The organism is Paracoccus sp. pheM1 (genome assembly GCF_018499825.1).
Taxonomy (GTDB): Bacteria; Pseudomonadota; Alphaproteobacteria; order Rhodobacterales; family Rhodobacteraceae; genus Paracoccus; species Paracoccus versutus.
Genome location: NZ_JAGXCX010000001.1, coordinates 2,660,599 through 2,678,751 on the forward strand (window position 1 = coordinate 2,660,599; position 18,153 = coordinate 2,678,751).

Below are 18,153 nucleotides of genomic sequence, written 5' to 3' on the forward strand. Positions count from 1 at the left end.
TGCCTCCTGAGGATCGTCGGGCGCAGGTAAATGCCCGGCAGGGACGGGGTCAAGCTTTGACCTTGGGTTTTTATCGGGATTGCTGGGCACGCGGCCGTTAGACCGCGTCCCGGCCCGGCAGGCCGTTGATCCGCATGGCGGCAAAGCGCTCGCGCAGCCAGCGCGCGGCGGGGCCGCTGGGGCGCTGCTTGTGCCAGACCAGTTCCAGCGCCACCGGCCAGTCGGCGCCGTCGAATTGCAGCGGCGGCGTCACCAGTTCGTCGCGGACCGGAGAGTTGTCGATGATATGGTCCGGCACCAGCGCCCAGCCGATGCCCTGCCGGACCATTTGCAGGATCACCCAGTGGCTTTCGACCCACCAGACCTCGGCCGCCGTGCGCAGGCGCTGCTTTTCCGGCCCCTCGCTGCGCACCGCCACCATCAGCTGGCGGTGGCGCTTGAGTTCCTCCCAATCGACCAGCGTGTTCGCCAGCGGGTGGTCCTTGCCGCAGACCAGCTTCAGGGGCACCCAGCCCAGGGTGTGAAAGGCGATCTCGGTCGGCAGGATTTCCTGGCGCCACATCACGCCGATGTCGGCCTTGCCGTCCAGCATCAGCCGGCTGACGTCCTCCATCATCGGGAACAGCAGCTCCAACTCGACATGCGGGAAATGCGCGGCGAAATCGGCGAAAAGCGTGGCCAGCGGCTGTTCGGGATAAAGCTCGTCGATGGCGACGGCCAGCCGATGCTCGACATGCGCGGTCAGGCTGGCGGCGACGCCGATCAGGTGTTCGCGGCGGTCCAGCACCACCCTGGCCTCGGCCAGCAGCCGCTCGCCCGCCGGGGTCAGCACCGGGTTGCGCCCCTCGCGGCTGAACAGCGCGACGCCCAGGTCGTCCTCCAGGTTCGAGACCTGGGTGCTGATCGCGGATTGCGCCTTGCGCAGCGCCCGCCCCGCGGCCGAGAACGAGCCGTGCTGCGCGGCGGCGACGAAAGCTTCCAGCTGGTCCAGCGATACGGTCATCGATCCATCTCGTTTTCAGATGGAAACTAACTTTGCTCTGCTGAGAATCAAGATAGAAACGGCGCAACACGCAACAACGGAAAGATTCGGACCATGACGATGCGCAGTTTCCCCGACCGGGTGCGGCATGCGCTGATGTTCGAGACCATCGGACTGGCCATCATCACCCCGGCGACGGCCTGGCTTTACGACAAGCCGCTGCTCGACATGGGCGTGGTGGGCGTGGGGGCGGCGACCCTGGCGACGGTCTGGACCTTTGTCTTCAACCTGGGCTTCGACCATGCGATGCGCTGGCTGCACGGCCATACCCGCAAGGCGCTGCATCACCGGCTGCTGCATACCCTGCTGTTCGAGGGCGGCCTGCTGGTCATGCTGCTGCCGCCGATGGCCTGGTACCTGGGCATGACGCTGTGGCAGACGCTGCTGCTCGACCTGTTCATCGTGGCCTTCTACCTGGTCTATAACTTCGTCTTCAACATCGCCTATGACCGGATTTTCCCGCTGCCCGACATGCCGCGCGGGCAGCCGGCCTAGCCGGGATCGCGGGCGATCTCGTCCAGCAGGAAGGCGCGGAACTTGCGGATGCTGGGGCGGTTGCGGCGGCCGGTGGGATAGACCAGCCAATAGCTGCGGCCGTTCTGCGCCACCAGCGGGAAGGGCTGGATCAGCCCGCCGGTCGCCAGCTCGAAGCGAAAGAAGCGCGGCGTCAGCAGCGCGACGCCATAACCCTCCAGTGCCGCCCGCGCCTCGTGCAGGTCGGTCGAAAGCGTCAGGCCGGGCTTGGGCGGGATTTCCCAGAAATCGACGCCGGCCTCGCGCATCCAGACCGCCCAGTTCGGGTCCACCCGGTCCAGCAGCGGCAGCTTCAGCAGGTCGGCCGGTTCGCGCAATTCGTGCTTTTTTGCCAGTTCGGGCGACAGCATGGGCGTGTATTCGATGGGCATCAGGCAATGCGCCTCGAGGCCCGGCCAGCCGCCCTCGCCGGCGCGGATCGCGACCGTGATGTCCTCGCGCCCGAAATCGACCAGGTTGTCGGCGGTCTCCAGCCGCACCGCCAGGTTCGGGTGGTTCATCTGGAACTTGCCCAGCCGCGGCGACAGCCACGCCCCGGCAAAGGTCGGCACGGTCGAGATCGACAGGGTCGAGACCGAATCCGCCGAAGGGTCGGCATAAGCCTCGCGCAGCATGTCAAAGGCGTCGATGGTGGGGCGGGCGAACAGCGCCCCGGTCTCGGTCAGCACGATGCCGCGCGGCTTGCGCAGGAACAGCGGCGTCGCCAGCCGTTCCTCGAGCAGGCGGATCTGGTAGCTGACGGCGGCCTGGGTCATGCCAAGTTCCTCGGCGGCGCGGGTAAAGCTCAGGTGCCGCGCCACCGCCTCAAAGGCGCGCAGGGCGGCGAGAGGGGGGATGGACATAAGGCTGCCTTATGGGTGCTTGCCGAGGCTTTGTTGGTCAAACCGGCGCCAGACTAGCATGATCGCGTCATGGATCAACCATGACCACTGAAAGGAGGGCTGAAATGTCCGACCATCCTGCATGCGACCGTGAACGCCCTTTCCTGCCGATCCTGTCGCGGCTGTTCGCCATGCTGCGTGGCGATAAGCCCAGCCTATCGCCCTGCCTGGACCGGATGGCGGCGTTGGATCATCCGGCGACGCGCAAGGCGCTGGCCGACCTGCCCGAGCATCTGTTGCGCGACATCGGCGTGGCCGACACGCGCAGCGATGCGGCCGCCCCCTCGCAGGAAGGCGACGCGCTGCGCCGTCATCTGTGGTAGACCAGCCTGTGCCGCGCGCCCCTGATGCACCGGGTGCGCGGCAGTCGCATGCCGGTGCCTGACCTGTTCGTAAGGCGCCGGCGTCAGCCCGTATCGGATCTGCAGCGCGCCAGGGCCAGGACGAAGACCGTCGCAACGCCCGATCCGGCATAGAGCGCCAGGCTGCTGACCAGGCCGCAAATTCCGAACAGGCATCCTGCCAGGGCGGAAAGCGTCGCCACCAGCATCGAAACGATCAGGATGCCCATGCAGAACCGCACCCGCCGCGCAGGTCAGTCGAGGGTGCGGGAATTTTTCGTGCCGGTCGCCGCCTGTCGTTTCTTTCCATACCTGTCTGCACTGATTCGCGTATCTACGAAGCAGACTATATAGACAAAATCCTGACGGTATCCTGACAAAAGCGCCGAAACGCATCAGGGGCGTTTCGACGCAGGGGTAGGCGCGGCCTGCCCGACCCGGATCAGAGGTGGATCGCGGCGAATTTCGTCTCGTCGATGCCCAGGCGGCGCAGGTCGGCTGCGGCGGGACGGCGGTGCGCTTCGGCCGCCGAGGCGACGGCGATGGCGGCCCGCAGGGTCGAAAGGGCCGAGGTGAGGGAATGATAAGCGCGGTGCATTTTTCTGCCTGTCTTCTAGGTTTCATCGAACATGTCGATGACAGACAGATGGGCCTCGCCCAGCCTTTCTGCAACGCGGCAAAACGGCAAGGCGGCCATGACGCCAGCACATGGCGGGCCCGGCCCTTGTCGGGCCGGGCGGCGGGTCAGTCCTCTTCGCCGGCCAGCTGGCTCAGCACCTCGCCCTTGCCGCGGGCGCGCAGGATCAGCGGCACGATCAGCGCCAGTGCGGCGATGCCCAGAAGCACCGCGGCGATGGGCGATTGCACCAGCGTCGTCCAGTCGCCCTGGCTGATCGACAGCGCCCGGCGCAGCTGCTGCTCGGCCATCGGGCCCAGGATCAGGCCGACGACGATCGGCGCGATCGGATAGCCGAAAAGCCGCATCACATAGCCCAGCACGCCAAAGCCCAGCAGCATCCCCAGCTCGAAGGCCGAGGGGTTGGCGCCGATGGTGCCCAGCGTCGCGAACAGCAGGATGCCGGCGTAAAGCCAGGGCTTCGGCACCGTCAGCAGCTTCACCCACAGCCCGATCAGCGGCAGGTTCAGCACCAGGAGCATGGCGTTCGCGATCAGCAGGCTGGCGATCAGCCCCCAGACCAGCGTCGGGTTGGTGGCGAACAGCAGCGGGCCGGGCTGCAGCCCGAACTGCTGGAAGCCGGCCAGCATGATCGCCGCCGTGGCCGAGGTCGGCAGGCCCAGCGTCAGCAGCGGCACCAGCGTGCCGGCCGCGCTCGCGTTGTTCGCGGCCTCGGGGCCGGCGACGCCCTCGATGGCGCCGTTGCCGAATTCCTCGGGATGCTTGGTCAGCTTCTTCTCGGTGGCATAGGACAGGAAGGTGCCGATCTCGGCCCCGCCCGCCGGCATGGCGCCGATGGGAAAGCCGATGAAGGTGCCGCGCAGCCAGGGCTTCCACGAGCGCGCCCAGTCGCGGCGGCTCATCCAGATCGAGCCCTTGACGGCCGTCACCTCGTCCTCGACCTGCAGGCGCTGGCCGGCGATGAACAGCGCTTCGCCCAGGGCGAACATGGCGACGGCCATGGTCGTCACCTCGATCCCGTCCAGCAGCTCGGGCACGCCGAAGGACAGCCGCGCCTGGCCGGTCAGCTGGTCGATGCCGACGCAGGCCAGCGCCAGTCCCAGGAACAGCGATGTCAGCCCGCGCAGCGCCGAATCGCCGAAGGCGGCCGAGACGGTGACGAAGGCCAGCACCATCAGCGCGAAATATTCGCGCGGGCCAAAGACCAGCGCCACCTTGACGATCCAGGGCGCAAGGAAGGCCAGCAGCAGCGTCGCGATCAGCCCGGCGATGAACGAGCCGATGGCGGCGGTGGCCAGCGCCGGCCCGCCGCGGCCCTTGCGGGCCATCTTGTTGCCTTCCAGCGCGGTGATGATCGAGGCGCTTTCGCCCGGCGTGTTCAGCAGGATCGAGGTGGTCGAGCCGCCATACATGCCGCCGTAATAGATGCCGGCGAACATGATGAGCGAGCCGGCCGGATCCAGCCGGTAGGTCACGGGCAGCAGAAGCGCCACGGTCAGCGCCGGGCCGATGCCGGGCAGCACGCCGACTGCGGTGCCCAGCGTCACGCCGATCAGCGCGTAAAGCAGCATCATCGGGTCGGCGGCGGTGCCGAGCCCCTGCATCAGGAATTCGAATGCGCTCATGGCTCAGCCCCGCGGAAAGACCAGATGCTCAAGCGGCCCGGCGGGCAAATGCAGCATCAGAAGTTGCGAGAAGATCGCCCAGACCACGAAGGCGAAGACGATGCCGATGGGAATGGTCATCGCCAGGTTGCGCTTGCCGAAGGCCCGCGCGGTAAAGGCGAAGAGGATGCCCGTGGCGATGGAAAAGCCCGCGACATGCAGCAGCATCAGCTGCGCGGCCAGGCCCGCGACGATCCACAGGACCGGCACGGCGTTCTGCGGCGGGCGCTGGGGGAAATCGCCGCGCAGCGCCTCGATGGCGGTCCAGGCGGCCAGGCCGATCAGCGCGAAGCCCACGACGCGCGGCACGCTGGCGGGGCCCACGCCGGAATAGCCGCCCAGGTCGGCCAGGCGCGCGCTGTCCCACAGCATCACGCCGCCGACCGCCACCAGCCCGGCGGCGATGATCAGCGCCGCCGTATCACGGCGGCGCGGCGGTTCGTGGCGGTTGCCGCTCATTTCACCAGACCGATGTCCTTGAGGATCGCCTCGGTCGAGGTGACGTCCTGTTCAAGCTGGGCCTCGAAGTCCGGGCCGGCCAGGTAGGTGTCCATCCAGCCCTTGTCCGAAAGCTGCTTTTGCCAGTTTTCCGACTTGGCCATCTTCTCGATGTCGGCGGTGACCTTGGCCTTCTGCTCGTCCGACAGGCCCGGCGCGGCGGCGACCATGCGCCAGTTTTCCAGCGTCACGTCCAGCCCGGCCTCTTGCAGGGTGGGCGCATCGACGCCCTCCAGCCGCTCGGGCGAGGTCACGGCCAGAAGGCGCAGCGTGCCGGCCTGGATCTGGGCCTCGAACTCGCCCAGCGAGGAAATGCCCGCCGTCACCTGGTTGCCCAGGATCGCCGCCAGGGCCTCGCCGCCGCCGGAATAGGCGATGTAGTTGATCTTGGTCGGATCGACGCCGGCCGCCTTGGCGATCAGGCCCACGGCGATATGGTCGGTGCCGCCGGCCGAGCCGCCGGCCCAGCTGACCGCGCCGGGATCGGCCTTCAGCGCCTCGATCAGCCCGGCGATGTCCTGGATGGGCGAGGCGGCGGGAACCACGATCGCCTCGTATTCGCCGGTCAGCCGGGCGATGGGGGTCACGTCCTTGAGCGAGACGGGCGAGTTGTTGGTCAGGATCGCCCCGACCATGACATAGCCGCCGACGATCAGCGTATCGGGGTTGCCCTTGTTCTGGCTGGCGAATTGCGCCAGGCCGATGGTGCCGCCGGCGCCGGGCACGTTCTGCACCTGCACCGATTTCGAGATGCCTTCCTCTTGCATCACGGTCTGCATGGTGCGGGCGGTCTGGTCCCATCCGCCGCCGGGGTTGGCCGGGGCGATGATGGTGTAATCGGCCATGGCCGGGACCGCGACGGCCCCCGCGAACAGGCTGGCGAGAACGAATTGCTTCATGGTCTTCCTCCGCATCGGCCGGACGCATTCGCGCCGGTCCCGTTATCCGCATTTTCTGGGTCTGGCCTGCATCTCTCCCGGAATGCAGGCGTCCTCCGCAAGCCCGCGCGCAGGCGGGCCCCATGCCTTTCCAGCACAGAAAGCTGTCATGGACCTGACATCGCGGCGAAAATTATTCCCCGGCCAGCGCCTTGTTCCAGCGCGCCAGCAGCTTGGCCCGCGTCGCCTGGTCCAGATAGGCCAGAAGGCCGGGGCTGACCGGCACCGGCTTCAGCCGCAATCCCGCCAGATCCTGCATCCCGCCCGCGGGGCCGGGCTGGCCCGCGACCTCCAGGCTGACGGCCGAAAGCCGCAGGGTGCGCGACAGCAGGCTCTGCCCCTCGGGCGACATCAGGAAAGCCAGGAAATCCGCCCCCAGCCCCGGCTGGCGCGCCGCCGCCGGCACCAGCCCCACGCGCGAGACGACGACGGTGAAGTCGCGCGGCAGGATCACCCCCAGGTCGGGATGCCGCCGCGCCCAGTCCGCGGCGTAAGAGCCGAGCAGGTTGTAGCCGACCGCCAGCCGCCCGTCGGCGATCCGCTCCAGCAGCTCGGCCGAGGTGGGGAATTGCTGCACCCCCGCCCGGCCCATCGCCTGCACCACCGACCAGATGCCGGGATAAAGCTCCTGGTCGCGGGCCAGGAACAGATAGCCCACACCCGAGCGCGCCACGTCATAGGTGCCGATCCGGCCCTGCGCCTCGGCCGGATGCTCGGCCATCCAGCGCATCAGGTCGGCGCGGGTGGCGGGCGGCGGATGATCGGCGAAGCTGGGCTTGTGATAGGCAAAGACCGCCGGCTCGAAGGTCAGCGCATAGGCGGTGTCGCGCCAGTTCGCCCAGCCGGGCCAGCCCGGCGTGTCCGGCGTCTCGACCGGGCGGGCGAAGCCGTCGTTCGCCAGCTTGACCTGCAGGTCCATGGCCGAGGAAAAGGCGAAATCCGCCGTGCCGTCGCCCGCCTGCGTCTCGGCGACGATGCGGTCGTGCAGCTGGGTCGTCAGCAGGTTCTCGTAGCGCACGGCGACGCGGGGATGGCGGCTCTGGAAGGCGGCGACCAGCGGCGCGGCCAGGTCGTCGTCGAGCGAGGAATAGACCGACAGCTCCTGCCCATCGCCCTGCGGGGCGGGAAACAGCGTCACCTGCGCCGATGCCGCGCCCGGCCACAGCGCGAGTGCGGCGGCGATGGCTGGCAAAAGGCGGGCGAGCGGGCGCATGATCGGCGACTTTGCCAAAGCGGCAGCCCGTTCACAAGCCCGCCGAGCCCCGCTAGGTTGCGGGCAAGGGGGGGAACCATGCGCATCCTGCTTGTCGAGGACAATTTGTCGCTGGCCGAGGGGCTGACCGCGCTGCTGCGGCAATCGGGCTATGCGGTGGACGTGGTCCATGACGGCGCCTCGGCCGAGGCGCTGGCTGCGGCGGAAAGCTTCGACCTGGTGATCCTGGACCTGAACCTGCCGCAGATGGACGGGCTCGAGGTGCTGCGGGCGATGCGGGCGCGGCGCAACCCGGCGGCGGTGATGATCCTGACCGCGCGCGGCGCCCCCGAAGAGCGGGTGCGCGGCCTCGACCTCGGCGCCGACGACTATCTCATCAAGCCCTTCGACATCGGCGAGTTCGAGGCCCGCATCCGCTCGCTGCTGCGCCGCCAGGCGGGCTTGCGCAATTCCACCGTCAGCTTCGGCGACCTGGTGCTGGACCAGGCGGCGCGCAGCTTCCTGCTGGCGGGCCAGCCGCTGGACCTGCCGGCGCGGGAACGCGGGCTGCTGGAGCTGCTGATCATGCGCGCCGGCAAGGTGGTGGCGCGCGAATCGATCGTGCAATCGCTGACCTCGCTCGAGGACGACCTGTCCGCCAATGCCATCGAGCAATATGTCAGCCGGCTGCGCAAGCGGCTGGCGCCCGCCGGGCTGACGGTCAGGACCGCGCGCGGCATCGGCTATTTCCTCGACCGGGCCTCGCCGTGATCCGGCGGCCGTTTTCCCTGCGCCGCCGGCTGCTGGGCTGGCTGCTCATGGGAACGCTGGCGCTGGGCACCGCCGCGCTGATCGACACCTGGCGCGAGGCGGTGCGCATGGCCAATGCGCTGGCCGACCGGGTGCTGGCCGGCTCGGCGCTGGTGATCGCCGAGCGCGCCTCGCTGGACGACCAGGGCCGCATCGCCATCGAGATCCCCTATGGCGCGCTGGAGATGCTGAGTTCGGCCGCGCAGGACCGGGTGTTCTATCGTGTGGACGGCCCGCCCGGCCATATCGTCACCGGCTATGGCGACCTCCCGATGGCGCCGGCGCGGCCGGGGGGCGAGCCGGCCTATGCCGACGGCGTGTTCCGCGGCGAGCCGGTGCGGGTCGCCAGCCTGGCCCGCGCCGCCTCGACCGGCATCGACGAGGTGCCCTTCGTCGTCACCGTGGCCGAGACCACCAATGCCCGGCGCGAGCTGACGCGGGCGATCCTGATGCGCTCGGCCCTGCGGCTGGCGCTGATGATCGCGGGCGCGGCGCTGATCGTCTGGATCGCGGTGACGCTGTCCCTGCGCCCGCTTTACCGGCTGAGCGAGGAGATCGCCGCGCGCAACCCCGACGACCTGAGCCCGATCGAAACGCCGGTGCCGTCCGAGGTGCGCGGGCTGGTCGGCACGGTGAACGGCTTCATGCGGCGGCTGGGCGCGGCGCTGGACGGGATGCGCAACTTCACCGGCAATGCCGGGCACCAGCTGCGCACGCCGCTGACGGTGGTGCGCACCCAGCTGGCGCTGGCGGCGCGGGCCGCGACCCTGCCCGAGGCGCAGGCCGCCGCGGCCAAGGGCGACGCCGCCGTGGCCCATGCCGAGCGCATTCTGGCGCAGCTGCTGCTGCTGGCGCGGGTCGATACCGCCGAGGGCGCGGCGCTGGCCGCGCCGCTGGACCTGGCGGCGCTGGCCCGCGACCTGACCGCCGAGCATATCCCCGCCGCCGCCGAGGCCGGCATCGACCTGGGCTTCGAGGGCGAGGGGCCGGTGACGGTCCGGGCCGAGCCGCTGCTGATGGGCGAGGCGCTGAGCAACCTGATCTCGAACGCGCTGCTTCATGCGGGCCGCGCGGCGGTGGTGACGGTGCGCGTCGGGCGCGCGGGCGGCGACGCTGTGCTGGAGGTCGAGGACAACGGCCCCGGCATCCCGGCCGAGGCGCGTGCCGCCGCCGTCAGCCGATTCTCGCGGGGCGAGACCTCGGGGCCCGGCATGGGCCTGGGCCTGCCGGTGGCGCTGGAGATCGCCAGCCTGTTCGGCGGCCGGCTGACGCTGGACGAGGGCGCCGGCGGGCGCGGGCTTCTGGCGCGCATCACCCTGCCGGCGCTGGCGCGGGCCGGGTCCGTGCAAGAAAATGCCGGGATCGATACGGAACCCTTGCAATCGTGACCCGGATTCGCCATCTTTTGCGCGTTCGCGTCTTCGTGAACGCAGTTTGATGGCCGGGCCCCTCTGGCGGACGTGGCGGCACGTTCGTGATGTCGGCATCGATCTTTGACCAGCCGCCTGGATCTTGTTCTGACATGCAGCAAGGAAACAACCCGCCCTTGGGGGGCTCGACGAGTGGAACCCATCGTCCCACCCTGCAATATTTCAAATGGTCCTTCATCGTCACCGTGCTTGGCCTTGCGCTGGGCGCGTTGCTGGGATGGCAGACCACCGGAACCGTCGGCGGCACGCTGACGATCTTCTTCATCTGCGCCGTGCTGGCGGTGCTGGAAATCTCGCTTTCCTTCGACAACGCCATCGTCAACGCCAACAAGCTGAAAGAGATGACCCCGAAGTGGCAGCGCCGCTTCCTGACCTGGGGCATCCTGATCGCCGTCTTCGGCATGCGGATCGTCTTTCCGCTGCTCATCGTGGTCGTCGCGGCCAATATCGGCCCCTGGCAGGCGATGGTCCTGGCCGCAAGCCAGCCCGACGAATATTCGCGCATCATGCATGACGCGCACCTGCCCATCGCGGCCTTCGGCGGCACCTTCCTGATGATGGTCGGCCTGAGCTTCTTCTTCGACCATGAAAAGGACGTGCATTGGGTGCGCTGGCTGGAACATCGCATGCAGCGCTATGCCACCGTCCGCGGCATCGAGGTCGCGGTGGTGCTGGTCACGGTGCTGATCTTCTCGCGCTTCCTGGAAGGGGCCGATTCGCAGGTGTTCTTCCATTCCGCGATCTGGGGCCTTCTGACCTTCCTGCTGGTCGAGGTGCTGGGCGGCCTGCTGGACAGCTCGCAAGAGGCGCTGCAGGCTGGCGCCAAGGGCGGCATCGGCGCCTTCCTCTACCTGGAAGTGCTGGATGCCTCGTTCAGCTTCGACGGCGTGATCGGGGCCTTTGCGCTGACGCATAACCTGTTCGTCATCGCCATCGGCCTGGGCATCGGCGCCATGTATGTGCGCTCGATGACCATCATGCTGGTCGAGCGCGGCACCCTGGCCGAATACCGCTTTCTCGAACATGGCGCCTTCTATGCCATCATCGCGCTGTCCGTGATCATGTTCGTCCAGCCGCTGGTGCATATCCCCGAGGTCATCACCGGCCTGGGCGGCGCGACGCTGATCGGCATCTCGTTCTGGTCCTCGATCCGCTGGAACCGCAAGAACCACGCGGTCGAGGCGTAAGCCCTCCGAAGCGACAGGAATGGCCGCCGCCTTTCGGGGCGGCGGCCTTTTTGCTATCCCTGAGCCCGTGGTTCGGAACGAGGGATGGACATGCGTTACCTGCTTGCCCTGCTGGTCGTCGTCTCGGTGGCGGCGCTGTTCTATTGGCGCCATGCGCAAAGGGCCGGGGCCGCGCAGGACGACGGCGCCGACGTGCAGGCGCTTTACCAGGCCGGCCGGGCGCTGCCGCAGGGGCCGCTGCGGGTCTATCACCTGGGCCACAGCCTGGTCGGGCGCGACATGCCGGCGATGCTGGCGCAGCTGGCCGGGCAGGGGCACGACTATGCGTTGCAGCTGGGCTGGGGCACCGCGCTGCGCGAGCATTTCCAGGGCGGCGCGGCGATCAACGGCTTTGCCCAGGAAAACGCCACCCCCCGCTATCGCGACGCGCATCAGGCGCTGGCGAGCGGCGAATACGACGCCTTCGTCATGACCGAGATGGTGCGGCTGCAGGATGCGATCCAATACAAGGAAAGCCGCCTCTATGCCGGGAAATGGGCGGCCGAGGCGGCGGCGGGCAATCCGGCCGGGCAGGTCTTTCTTTACGAAAGCTGGCACGCGCTGGACGATCAGCCGGAATGGCTGTCGCGCCTGCCCGACGACCTGGAGACGATGTGGAAGCCCGGCCTGCTCTGGCCCGCCGCCCGCGCCGCCGGCAGGCCGGTCTGGCTGATCCCGGTCGGGCAGGTCATGGCCCGGCTGGTGGCCGAGGCCGAGGCCAGGGGCGGCATCGCCGAACTGCAATCGCGCGAGGATCTGTTCGCCCGCAGCCCGGACGGCACGCTGGACCCCATCCACCCCAACGACCTGGGCGTCTATCTGGTGGCGCTGACCCATTACGCGGTGCTTTACGGCCAAAGCCCGGTCGGCCTGCCGCATGCCTTGCTGCGCGCCGATGGCAGCCCCGCCGATGCGCCCTCGGCGGAACTGGCGCGGCGCATGCAGGAAGTGGTCTGGGAGGTGGTCAGCACCAACCCGCTGACCGGCTTGTGACCGCCAGGAATCCGAACGCTGTTTTTACGGATCGTTGAAAACATTTCGATTGATCCGGCGCGGGATTTGCCTTCTTGGCAGGCATGGGCTGATCGTATTCCGGGCAATTGCCCAAGACGCGGGCAGCCGTGCTGAGGAGGTCCGATGCTTACCGGGTTCGTGCTGTTCTATGTCGGCGCCGTGCTGTTTCTGAACGGGCTCTGGCTGATGGGCCGGATCGCCGATCGCGAGATCGTCGTCATCAACATCGTCGCCGCTCTGGTCTCGGGCGCGGCGGTGCTGCACGACGCCTTCGGCGCCGGGGCCAGCGCGGCCAGCATCCGCAACGGCGCGCTGAGCCTCTTGTTCTGCACCACCTATCTGTGGGTTGCCTATAACCGGCTCAGCGGGGCGGATGGGCGCGGCCTGGGCTGGTTCAGCCTGTTCGTGGCGGTGACGACCGTGCCGGTGTTCCTGCGCGCGCTTGCGGCGGCCGGCTCCGCGGCCGAGCTTTGGCTGGCGGCGAACTGGGCCGTCTGGGGCGTGCTGTGGTTTCTGTATTTCCTGCTGCTGGCGCTGGGTCGCCCAATCCAGCGGCAGACCGCCTGGGTCACGCTGCTGGCCGGGATCTTCACCGGCTGGCTGCCGGGTTTCCTGCTGCTTGACGGGCTGCTCTGATCACCAGAACAGATGCGCCTCGTCGATGGCGCGGCGCCAGAAGGCGTCGCGGTCGGCCTCCGGCGTCCAGCCCAGCAGGCGCTTGGGCTTGGCGTTGTCAAAGGGCGACAGGTGCCCGCGCGACTTCCAGTCCGCCAGCGAGGCGGGTGCCGCGCCCTTGCGGCGCAGCGCGTGGCGCTTCAGCCCCTGCTTGACCGCATCGACCGCCCAGAGCGCGGTCAGGTTCGAGCCGCTGACCTTCAGCCGCGCGCCGGTGCGGCGGTGGATGGCGTCGAAATAGTCGCGCCCCGAGAACATCGGCTCGCCGATCAGGTTGAAGCTTTCGCCGATGGCCTCGTCCCGCTCCATCATCGCGATCAGCCCGTCCGAGACGTCGTCGGCCAGCACGAAGGGCAGGATGTTGCGGCCATTGCCCCAAAGCCGCACCGCGCCGGCGCCGTGCCAGCGGCCGATGCCCCAATGCTGCAACGGCCCGCCGTCGCCCAGCACGATGCCGGGCCGGGCGATGACCAGCCGCAACCCCTGCGCCTGCATGGCGATCAGCCGCCGCTCGCCCTCGGCCTTGGAGCGGGCATAGATATTGCGGCTGTCCATCTGGCCGAAATCGCTGGCCTCGGTGATGGTGCGGGCGGGGTCGGACATGTCGTATGAGGCGATGGTGCCGGTATGGACCAGCCGCCCGACGCCGGCGCGGATCGCGGCGCGGCCGATGCGCTCGGTCGTGGCCACGTCGTTTTCCAGCGCCGCCTGCCAGCTCTTGTCGGTGGATTTCGCCAGGTTGAAGACGCAATCCATGCCCTGCATGGCGACCGCCAGCCCGTCCTCGTCGCGCAGCGAGATGCCCAGCGTCTCGACATGATCGGCGATGTCGGGGAAGGGGCCGTTGCGGCCGCGCGACAGCACGCGCACGTCATGGCCGCGCTGGACCAGCCGCCGGGTCAGGTTGCGGCCGATGAAGCCGGTGCCGCCGATCACCATGATGCGCGGCTGCGGCGTGCCGCTGGGCCGGGCCGGAACCGCGGGCAGGGCGGGCAGGCGGGCCAGCGCATCCTCGATGCCCTGCATCACGGCGCGGGCCGAGGCGGGGGCAAAGCGCGGGTCGGGCCGGCCGGCGCGGATGCCGTCGTAGAATGCCGCGACGGTGGCGCGGAAGCTCAGCCCATAGGGGCTTTTCTGGTTCAGCGAGGCGGCCTGGCGCAGGGCGTTCCGCACGCCCTCGCGCAGATGCGCCCCGGCGCGGGACAGTTCCTTGGCCAGCGGGTTCAGCACCAGGTCGGCGGTATTGTCGCGCGTGACCACCAGCGCATCCGCCGCATAATCCAGCCGCGCCATGCCGGACGAGCCGCGCAGCATGACCGAGCGGTCGTCGAAGGTCTCGACCAGCGACAGGGCGATGGTCACGTCCACCTTGCCGGCGCGGGCGAGGATGCGCCAGCTTTGCGGCCGCCGCTCGCCGCCGGGCAGGGTGATCCATTGGCCCAGGCTGACATGCTCGACCTCCAGCGCGCCGAACAGGTCCACGGCGAATGAGAAGGGGTGCGGGCCAAGCTCCAGCAGCAGGTTCTGCGTCTGCCGCAGCATCCACAGCGCGTAGGGCCCCGAGCGCAGCGGCACCAAGGGCAGCGCCCAGTTGACCTGCGCGCTGGAGACCAGCCCCAGGTCGCCCGCCTGCACCGCCTGTTTCAGCCGTTCGTAACCCGGCAGGCCCAGGAAGTTGTGGCAGGCGCCCAGCTGGCGGCCGGCGGCCTGGGCCGCGGCCTCCATCGCGTCGATCTCGGCCACCGACAGGGCCACGGGTTTCTCGACCAGCACATGCAGCCCGGCGCCCAGGCATTTCACCGCCAGGTCGCGGTGCAGGTTCGGCGGCGTCAGGATATGCACCACGTCGCAGACCCCGGCCGCGATCATCTGGTCCAGGTCGGCAAAGGCGGCGACGCCATGGCTGGAAGCCAGCGCCTCGGCCGCGTCAAGGGCGGGGTCGCAGATGGCCACCAGCCGCGCGCCCGGCGCCGCCTTGATCGCATCGGCGTGCCACGAGGCGATGTAGCCGGCCCCGACGATACCGACGCGCAAGTCCGAGGTCATGGCAAGCTCCTATTTATACTCGATAATATGCATGGCGTCGCCCCTGCGGCGGCGACGGAAATATGTCAGCATTCCCAGAAGGTTGGGGATCTTGGCCAGCGTCAGCAGCGCCGCCTGCCGGCCCGCCATCGGCTGGCCGCGCAGCCCGCGCCAGGTCTTCCACAAGGACAGCGCATAAAGCCCCAGCACCGCCAGCGAAAGCCAGGGGCTGGTGAACAGCCCCAGCAGAAAGAGCAGCGGCAGCGCCAGCCCATAGGCCCAGACGCGCAGCCTTTCGCGCTTGAAATGCGGCGGATGCATGGCGCCCACCTGCGCGAAGCCGTGGCCGTTGCGGATGGTGCGCTGCCACCATTGGCCGAATCGGGTCATGTCGGCGTCGTGCCAGGTCATCTGCACCGGCAGGCGCATCAGCCTCCAGCCGGCCTTGCCGAGCCGCAGGCAGAATTCGTCGTCCTCGGCCGCGATCACGGTCGGGTCGAAGCCGCCGACCTGGCGAAACGCCGCGGCGCGCACCATCATGTCGCCGCCGCAGGTGGTGATCGGCCCGGCGGGGCGGTGCCAGTCCACCTGGCACATCTGGTTGTAGACCGTGGCGGTGGGGTGGATCTCGGACCGCCAGCCGGTGACGAGGCCCAGGCCGGGGTCGGCCTGCAGGGCGGCGATGCCGGCCTCCAGCCAGCCCGGCTCGACCCGGCAGTCGCCATCGACGAATTGCACCAGGTCCAGATCGCCGCCCGCCAGCAGCGCCTCGGCCCCGGCATTGCGGGCGCGGGCGGCGGTAAAGGGAACCGAGGTGTCCAGTTCGACCACGGCGACCCCGAGGCTGCGGGCGAAGGCGACGCTGTCGTCGCCCGAACCGCTGTCCACATAGACCACCCGCTCGCAAAGCGGCACCAGCGAGCGCAGGCAGGCCTTGAGCCTGTCGCCCTCGTTGCGGCCGATGGCCACGGCGCCCAGCGTGGGACGGGTCATGTCTGCCCTCGTGCTTGTTCCGGCAGGGGCAGCCTATCCCCGCGGCCGCGCGTTCTGCAATGCGGCGCGGCCTGTCGTTATCGGCATGTTCAGGGCGTCGGCGGCTGTTGCCGCAGGCTTTGCCGCGCCAGGGCCGAGATCAGGTCGGTCTGGGTCACGATGCCGACGATGCGCGACCCGTCCAGCACCGGCACCGCCTCGCATTCGCCCGAGGCGAGCATCGGCAGCAGCGTCCCGATGGGCGCGTCGGGCGCGACATGCGGCGGGTCGGTCTGCATGATCTCGCGCGCGCGGGGCGGCGTGCCGCGCCTGGGGTTCATCAGGTCCGACAGGGCGGCCAGGAAGCGACGGTTGTGGCGAAAGGCGTCCTCGCGGGCGCGGCGGATCAGGTGCAGCTGGAAGATCACGCCGCGGAACTGGTCGCCCGCCTCGACCACCGGCAGCGAGGTGAAGCCGTGCTTGCGGAAGATGTCGGCGACGCGCACCAGCCGCGTATGCGGCGCGACGGTGACGAGGTCGCGCGACATCACGTCCGCCGCGGTCAGCGGCCCGGTGCGATGGGCGGCGGCCTGCAATTCGGCGGCGCCGATCAGGCGCGCCAGATCCTCGACCCCCAGGTTCAGCGACTGGCGATAGCGTTGCAGGATCTCGGTCAGCTCGTCCTTGGACAGGCCCAGCCGCTCCATCGCCGGATGGTCGGCGGTGCCGTGCGGCCCCGGCTCCTCGAACTGGCGAAAGGGATAGCGCCGCCCGGTCAGCCGGGCATAGATCATCGCCAGCCCGACCAGCGCCAGCGTGCCGACCAGGACCGGCGCCAGCACGAAGTGAAAGCCAAGCTCGCGGATCGCCTCGGGGTTCAGCGCGGCGGTCATGGCGACCGCGCCGGCCGGCGGATGCACGGCGCGCAAGAGGATCATCGCGGTGATGCTGAGCCCCACCGCCATCGCGACGCAAAGCGCCGAATGCGGCGTCGCCATGCAGGCCAGCACGCCGATGGCGGCGGCGATGCAATTGCCCACCACCGCCGACCAGGGCTGGGCCAGCGGGCTGTTCGGGACCGCAAAGACCAGCACCGAGGTCGCCCCGAAGGGCGCGATCATCGACAGCCCCAGCCGCAGGTCGGTCGCGGGCGACAGCAGGAACATCCCCGCGACGCCCAGCCCGACCAGCGCGCCCACCCCCGCCCGCAGCGCCTCGCGCGGCGAGCCGGGCGCGATCGCCGGGCCGAGTGCCTGCGTGATCTGGTGCAGCACGGCCCCGGCCGGTCTGGTCATCCGAGCTTGTCCTTCGCGCCTGCCCGTAAAACGGGCTTCCGATGCGCCTAATTGTCGCAGGAATGGGCAGGTTGCAAGTCCCCGGAAAGGCTGAGCCGCGGCGCGTTCAGCCCAGCCGGGCAAAGGCTTCCAGCACGGCGCGCTCGGACTGGTTCAGGTAATCCTCCAGCATCCGAGCGGCGCCGGGCGGATCGCCGGCCTCCAGCCTGCCCAGGATCTCGGCATTGCGCGAAATATAGGGGCGGTGCAGCAGCTCGGGGCTGTCGAGCAGGCCGAAGGCCAGCCGCAGTTCGGCGATGATCTGGGTAAAGAATTGGATCAGCCGCGGGCTGTCGGTCAGCGCGACGATGGCGGCGTGGAACTCCATGTTGGCGCTGCCGACGCCGCGCCAGTCGGGGATGGCCTGCAGCGTCTCGGCCCGCTTCACCGCGGCGCGCATCCGGTCGACGGCGGCATGGCCGGGCCAGGCCTGGGCCAGGGCCGGCACCTCGATCAGCCGCCGCACCCGGTAGATGTCCAGGATCGAGGCCATCGAGGGCACCGCGACGAAGACCCCCCGGTTCGGTTCATGCCGCAGGATGCCCTCGCGCGTGAGCAGGCGGAACACTTCGCGCAGCGTATTGCGCGAGATGTCCAGCTCGGCCGCCAGCCGCGCCTCGGACAGGCGCTGGCCGGGCACCAGCGCGCCGCCGGTGACCTGGTCGCGCAGCCGGGCGGCGATGCCTTCGGCAAGGCTGGGGGCGGGTTCGCGGGCTTCGGCCATCGCGGCTGGTTCCTTTGTCATCGGGGCTGTCCCGTCCCTCGGGGGCCGCGCGATCTTGGCCGAGCGGCCGGGGGCAGGCAAGCCGCCCCGCGATGATTCGCCGGGTTTTTCGTCGCCCTGGCCTGACCAGCACCGCCGCCTGACAGGGCAGGATGCCGCTGGACTGCCCATCATCCGGGCATATCACCCCTTCTTTCTGTATGTTTTGTTCAACAA

19 protein-coding genes are annotated in these 18,153 nt (G+C 69.3%); 7 read left to right on the forward strand and 12 right to left on the reverse strand.

Annotation, left to right across the window (positions count from 1 at the left end):
* Nucleotides 1–97: 97 nt before the first annotated feature.
* Complete coding sequence (locus KF941_RS13435; protein ID WP_214273569.1) at nucleotides 98–1,003, reverse strand: LysR family transcriptional regulator; 906 nt, start codon at nucleotides 1,001–1,003, stop codon at nucleotides 98–100.
* A gap of 93 nt (nucleotides 1,004–1,096) precedes the next feature.
* Between KF941_RS13435 and KF941_RS13440 the strand changes: the two genes are divergently transcribed.
* Nucleotides 1,097–1,537, forward strand: a complete 441-nt coding sequence (locus tag KF941_RS13440) for a PACE efflux transporter (RefSeq protein ID WP_072463557.1) — start codon at nucleotides 1,097–1,099, stop codon at nucleotides 1,535–1,537.
* On the opposite strand, the gene KF941_RS13445 is transcribed toward KF941_RS13440, so the two are convergent.
* Nucleotides 1,534–2,418 (reverse strand): LysR substrate-binding domain-containing protein, encoded by an 885-nt coding sequence (locus KF941_RS13445; protein WP_114535174.1) that lies wholly within the window; start codon nucleotides 2,416–2,418, stop codon nucleotides 1,534–1,536. The genes KF941_RS13440 and KF941_RS13445 overlap by 4 nt on opposite strands.
* A 104-nt stretch (nucleotides 2,419–2,522) precedes the next feature.
* On the opposite strand from KF941_RS13445, the gene KF941_RS13450 reads away from it, so the two are divergent.
* On the forward strand, nucleotides 2,523–2,780 hold the full coding sequence (locus KF941_RS13450; RefSeq protein WP_036749884.1) for a DUF1127 domain-containing protein: 258 nt from the start codon (nucleotides 2,523–2,525) through the stop codon (nucleotides 2,778–2,780).
* An 83-nt stretch (nucleotides 2,781–2,863) separates the two neighbouring features.
* On the opposite strand, the gene KF941_RS13455 is transcribed toward KF941_RS13450, so the two are convergent.
* The 6 genes from KF941_RS13455 to KF941_RS13480 all read right to left on the reverse strand — a co-directional run bounded on the left by KF941_RS13455 (nucleotide 2,864) and on the right by KF941_RS13480 (nucleotide 7,748).
* The gene (locus KF941_RS13455; protein WP_157034044.1) at nucleotides 2,864–3,028 is read right to left on the reverse strand and encodes a hypothetical protein; all 165 of its coding nucleotides are present in this window, start codon (nucleotides 3,026–3,028) and stop codon (nucleotides 2,864–2,866) included.
* A gap of 212 nt (nucleotides 3,029–3,240) precedes the next feature.
* A complete protein-coding gene (locus tag KF941_RS13460) occupies nucleotides 3,241–3,396 on the reverse strand; it encodes a hypothetical protein (protein ID WP_166435514.1) in 156 nt (51 codons plus the stop codon).
* Nucleotides 3,397–3,542: 146 nt separating this feature from the next.
* A complete protein-coding gene (locus KF941_RS13465; protein WP_072463558.1) occupies nucleotides 3,543–5,060 on the reverse strand; it encodes a tripartite tricarboxylate transporter permease in 1,518 nt (505 codons plus the stop codon).
* A gap of 3 nt (nucleotides 5,061–5,063) precedes the next feature.
* A complete protein-coding gene (locus KF941_RS13470; protein ID WP_036749888.1) occupies nucleotides 5,064–5,558 on the reverse strand; it encodes a tripartite tricarboxylate transporter TctB family protein in 495 nt (164 codons plus the stop codon).
* On the reverse strand, nucleotides 5,555–6,496 hold the full coding sequence (locus tag KF941_RS13475) for a tripartite tricarboxylate transporter substrate binding protein (protein WP_036749889.1): 942 nt from the start codon (nucleotides 6,494–6,496) through the stop codon (nucleotides 5,555–5,557). The genes KF941_RS13470 and KF941_RS13475 overlap by 4 nt, the downstream gene beginning before the upstream one ends.
* A 172-nt stretch (nucleotides 6,497–6,668) precedes the next feature.
* Nucleotides 6,669–7,748, reverse strand: a complete 1,080-nt coding sequence (locus KF941_RS13480) for an ABC transporter substrate-binding protein (RefSeq protein ID WP_240540302.1) — start codon at nucleotides 7,746–7,748, stop codon at nucleotides 6,669–6,671.
* Nucleotides 7,749–7,826: 78 nt separating this feature from the next.
* Here KF941_RS13480 and KF941_RS13485 point away from each other — a divergent pair, with 78 nt between their 5' ends.
* The 5 genes from KF941_RS13485 (at nucleotide 7,827) to KF941_RS13505 (ending at nucleotide 12,843) form a co-directional block, all read left to right on the forward strand.
* Entirely contained in the window at nucleotides 7,827–8,498 is a 672-nt protein-coding gene (locus tag KF941_RS13485; protein ID WP_036749890.1) for a response regulator transcription factor, read from the forward strand.
* Nucleotides 8,495–9,925: a sensor histidine kinase gene (locus KF941_RS13490; protein ID WP_214273571.1), complete on the forward strand. Its 1,431-nt coding sequence runs from the start codon at nucleotides 8,495–8,497 to the stop codon at nucleotides 9,923–9,925. The genes KF941_RS13485 and KF941_RS13490 overlap by 4 nt, the downstream gene beginning before the upstream one ends.
* A 134-nt stretch (nucleotides 9,926–10,059) precedes the next feature.
* Entirely contained in the window at nucleotides 10,060–11,154 is a 1,095-nt protein-coding gene (locus tag KF941_RS13495) for a DUF475 domain-containing protein (protein ID WP_052095687.1), read from the forward strand.
* 90 nt (nucleotides 11,155–11,244) lie between these two features.
* Nucleotides 11,245–12,186, forward strand: coding sequence for a hypothetical protein (locus KF941_RS13500; protein WP_214273572.1), 942 nt, complete (start codon nucleotides 11,245–11,247; stop codon nucleotides 12,184–12,186).
* Nucleotides 12,187–12,330: 144 nt separating this feature from the next.
* Complete coding sequence (locus KF941_RS13505) at nucleotides 12,331–12,843, forward strand: AmiS/UreI family transporter (RefSeq protein WP_036749893.1); 513 nt, start codon at nucleotides 12,331–12,333, stop codon at nucleotides 12,841–12,843.
* Here the strand turns inward: KF941_RS13505 and KF941_RS13510 are convergent, their stop codons facing one another.
* From KF941_RS13510 to KF941_RS13525, 4 genes are all read right to left on the reverse strand, one after another.
* Nucleotides 12,844–14,928, reverse strand: coding sequence for an NAD-dependent epimerase/dehydratase family protein (locus KF941_RS13510; protein WP_214273573.1), 2,085 nt, complete (start codon nucleotides 14,926–14,928; stop codon nucleotides 12,844–12,846).
* 9 nt (nucleotides 14,929–14,937) lie between these two features.
* The gene (locus KF941_RS13515) at nucleotides 14,938–15,900 is read right to left on the reverse strand and encodes a glycosyltransferase family 2 protein (protein WP_214273574.1); all 963 of its coding nucleotides are present in this window, start codon (nucleotides 15,898–15,900) and stop codon (nucleotides 14,938–14,940) included.
* A gap of 89 nt (nucleotides 15,901–15,989) precedes the next feature.
* Nucleotides 15,990–17,174 (reverse strand): HPP family protein, encoded by a 1,185-nt coding sequence (locus KF941_RS13520; protein ID WP_214273575.1) that lies wholly within the window; start codon nucleotides 17,172–17,174, stop codon nucleotides 15,990–15,992.
* 106 nt (nucleotides 17,175–17,280) lie between these two features.
* Nucleotides 17,281–17,958, reverse strand: a complete 678-nt coding sequence (locus KF941_RS13525) for a GntR family transcriptional regulator (RefSeq protein WP_208021300.1) — start codon at nucleotides 17,956–17,958, stop codon at nucleotides 17,281–17,283.
* Nucleotides 17,959–18,153 lie beyond the last annotated feature (195 nt).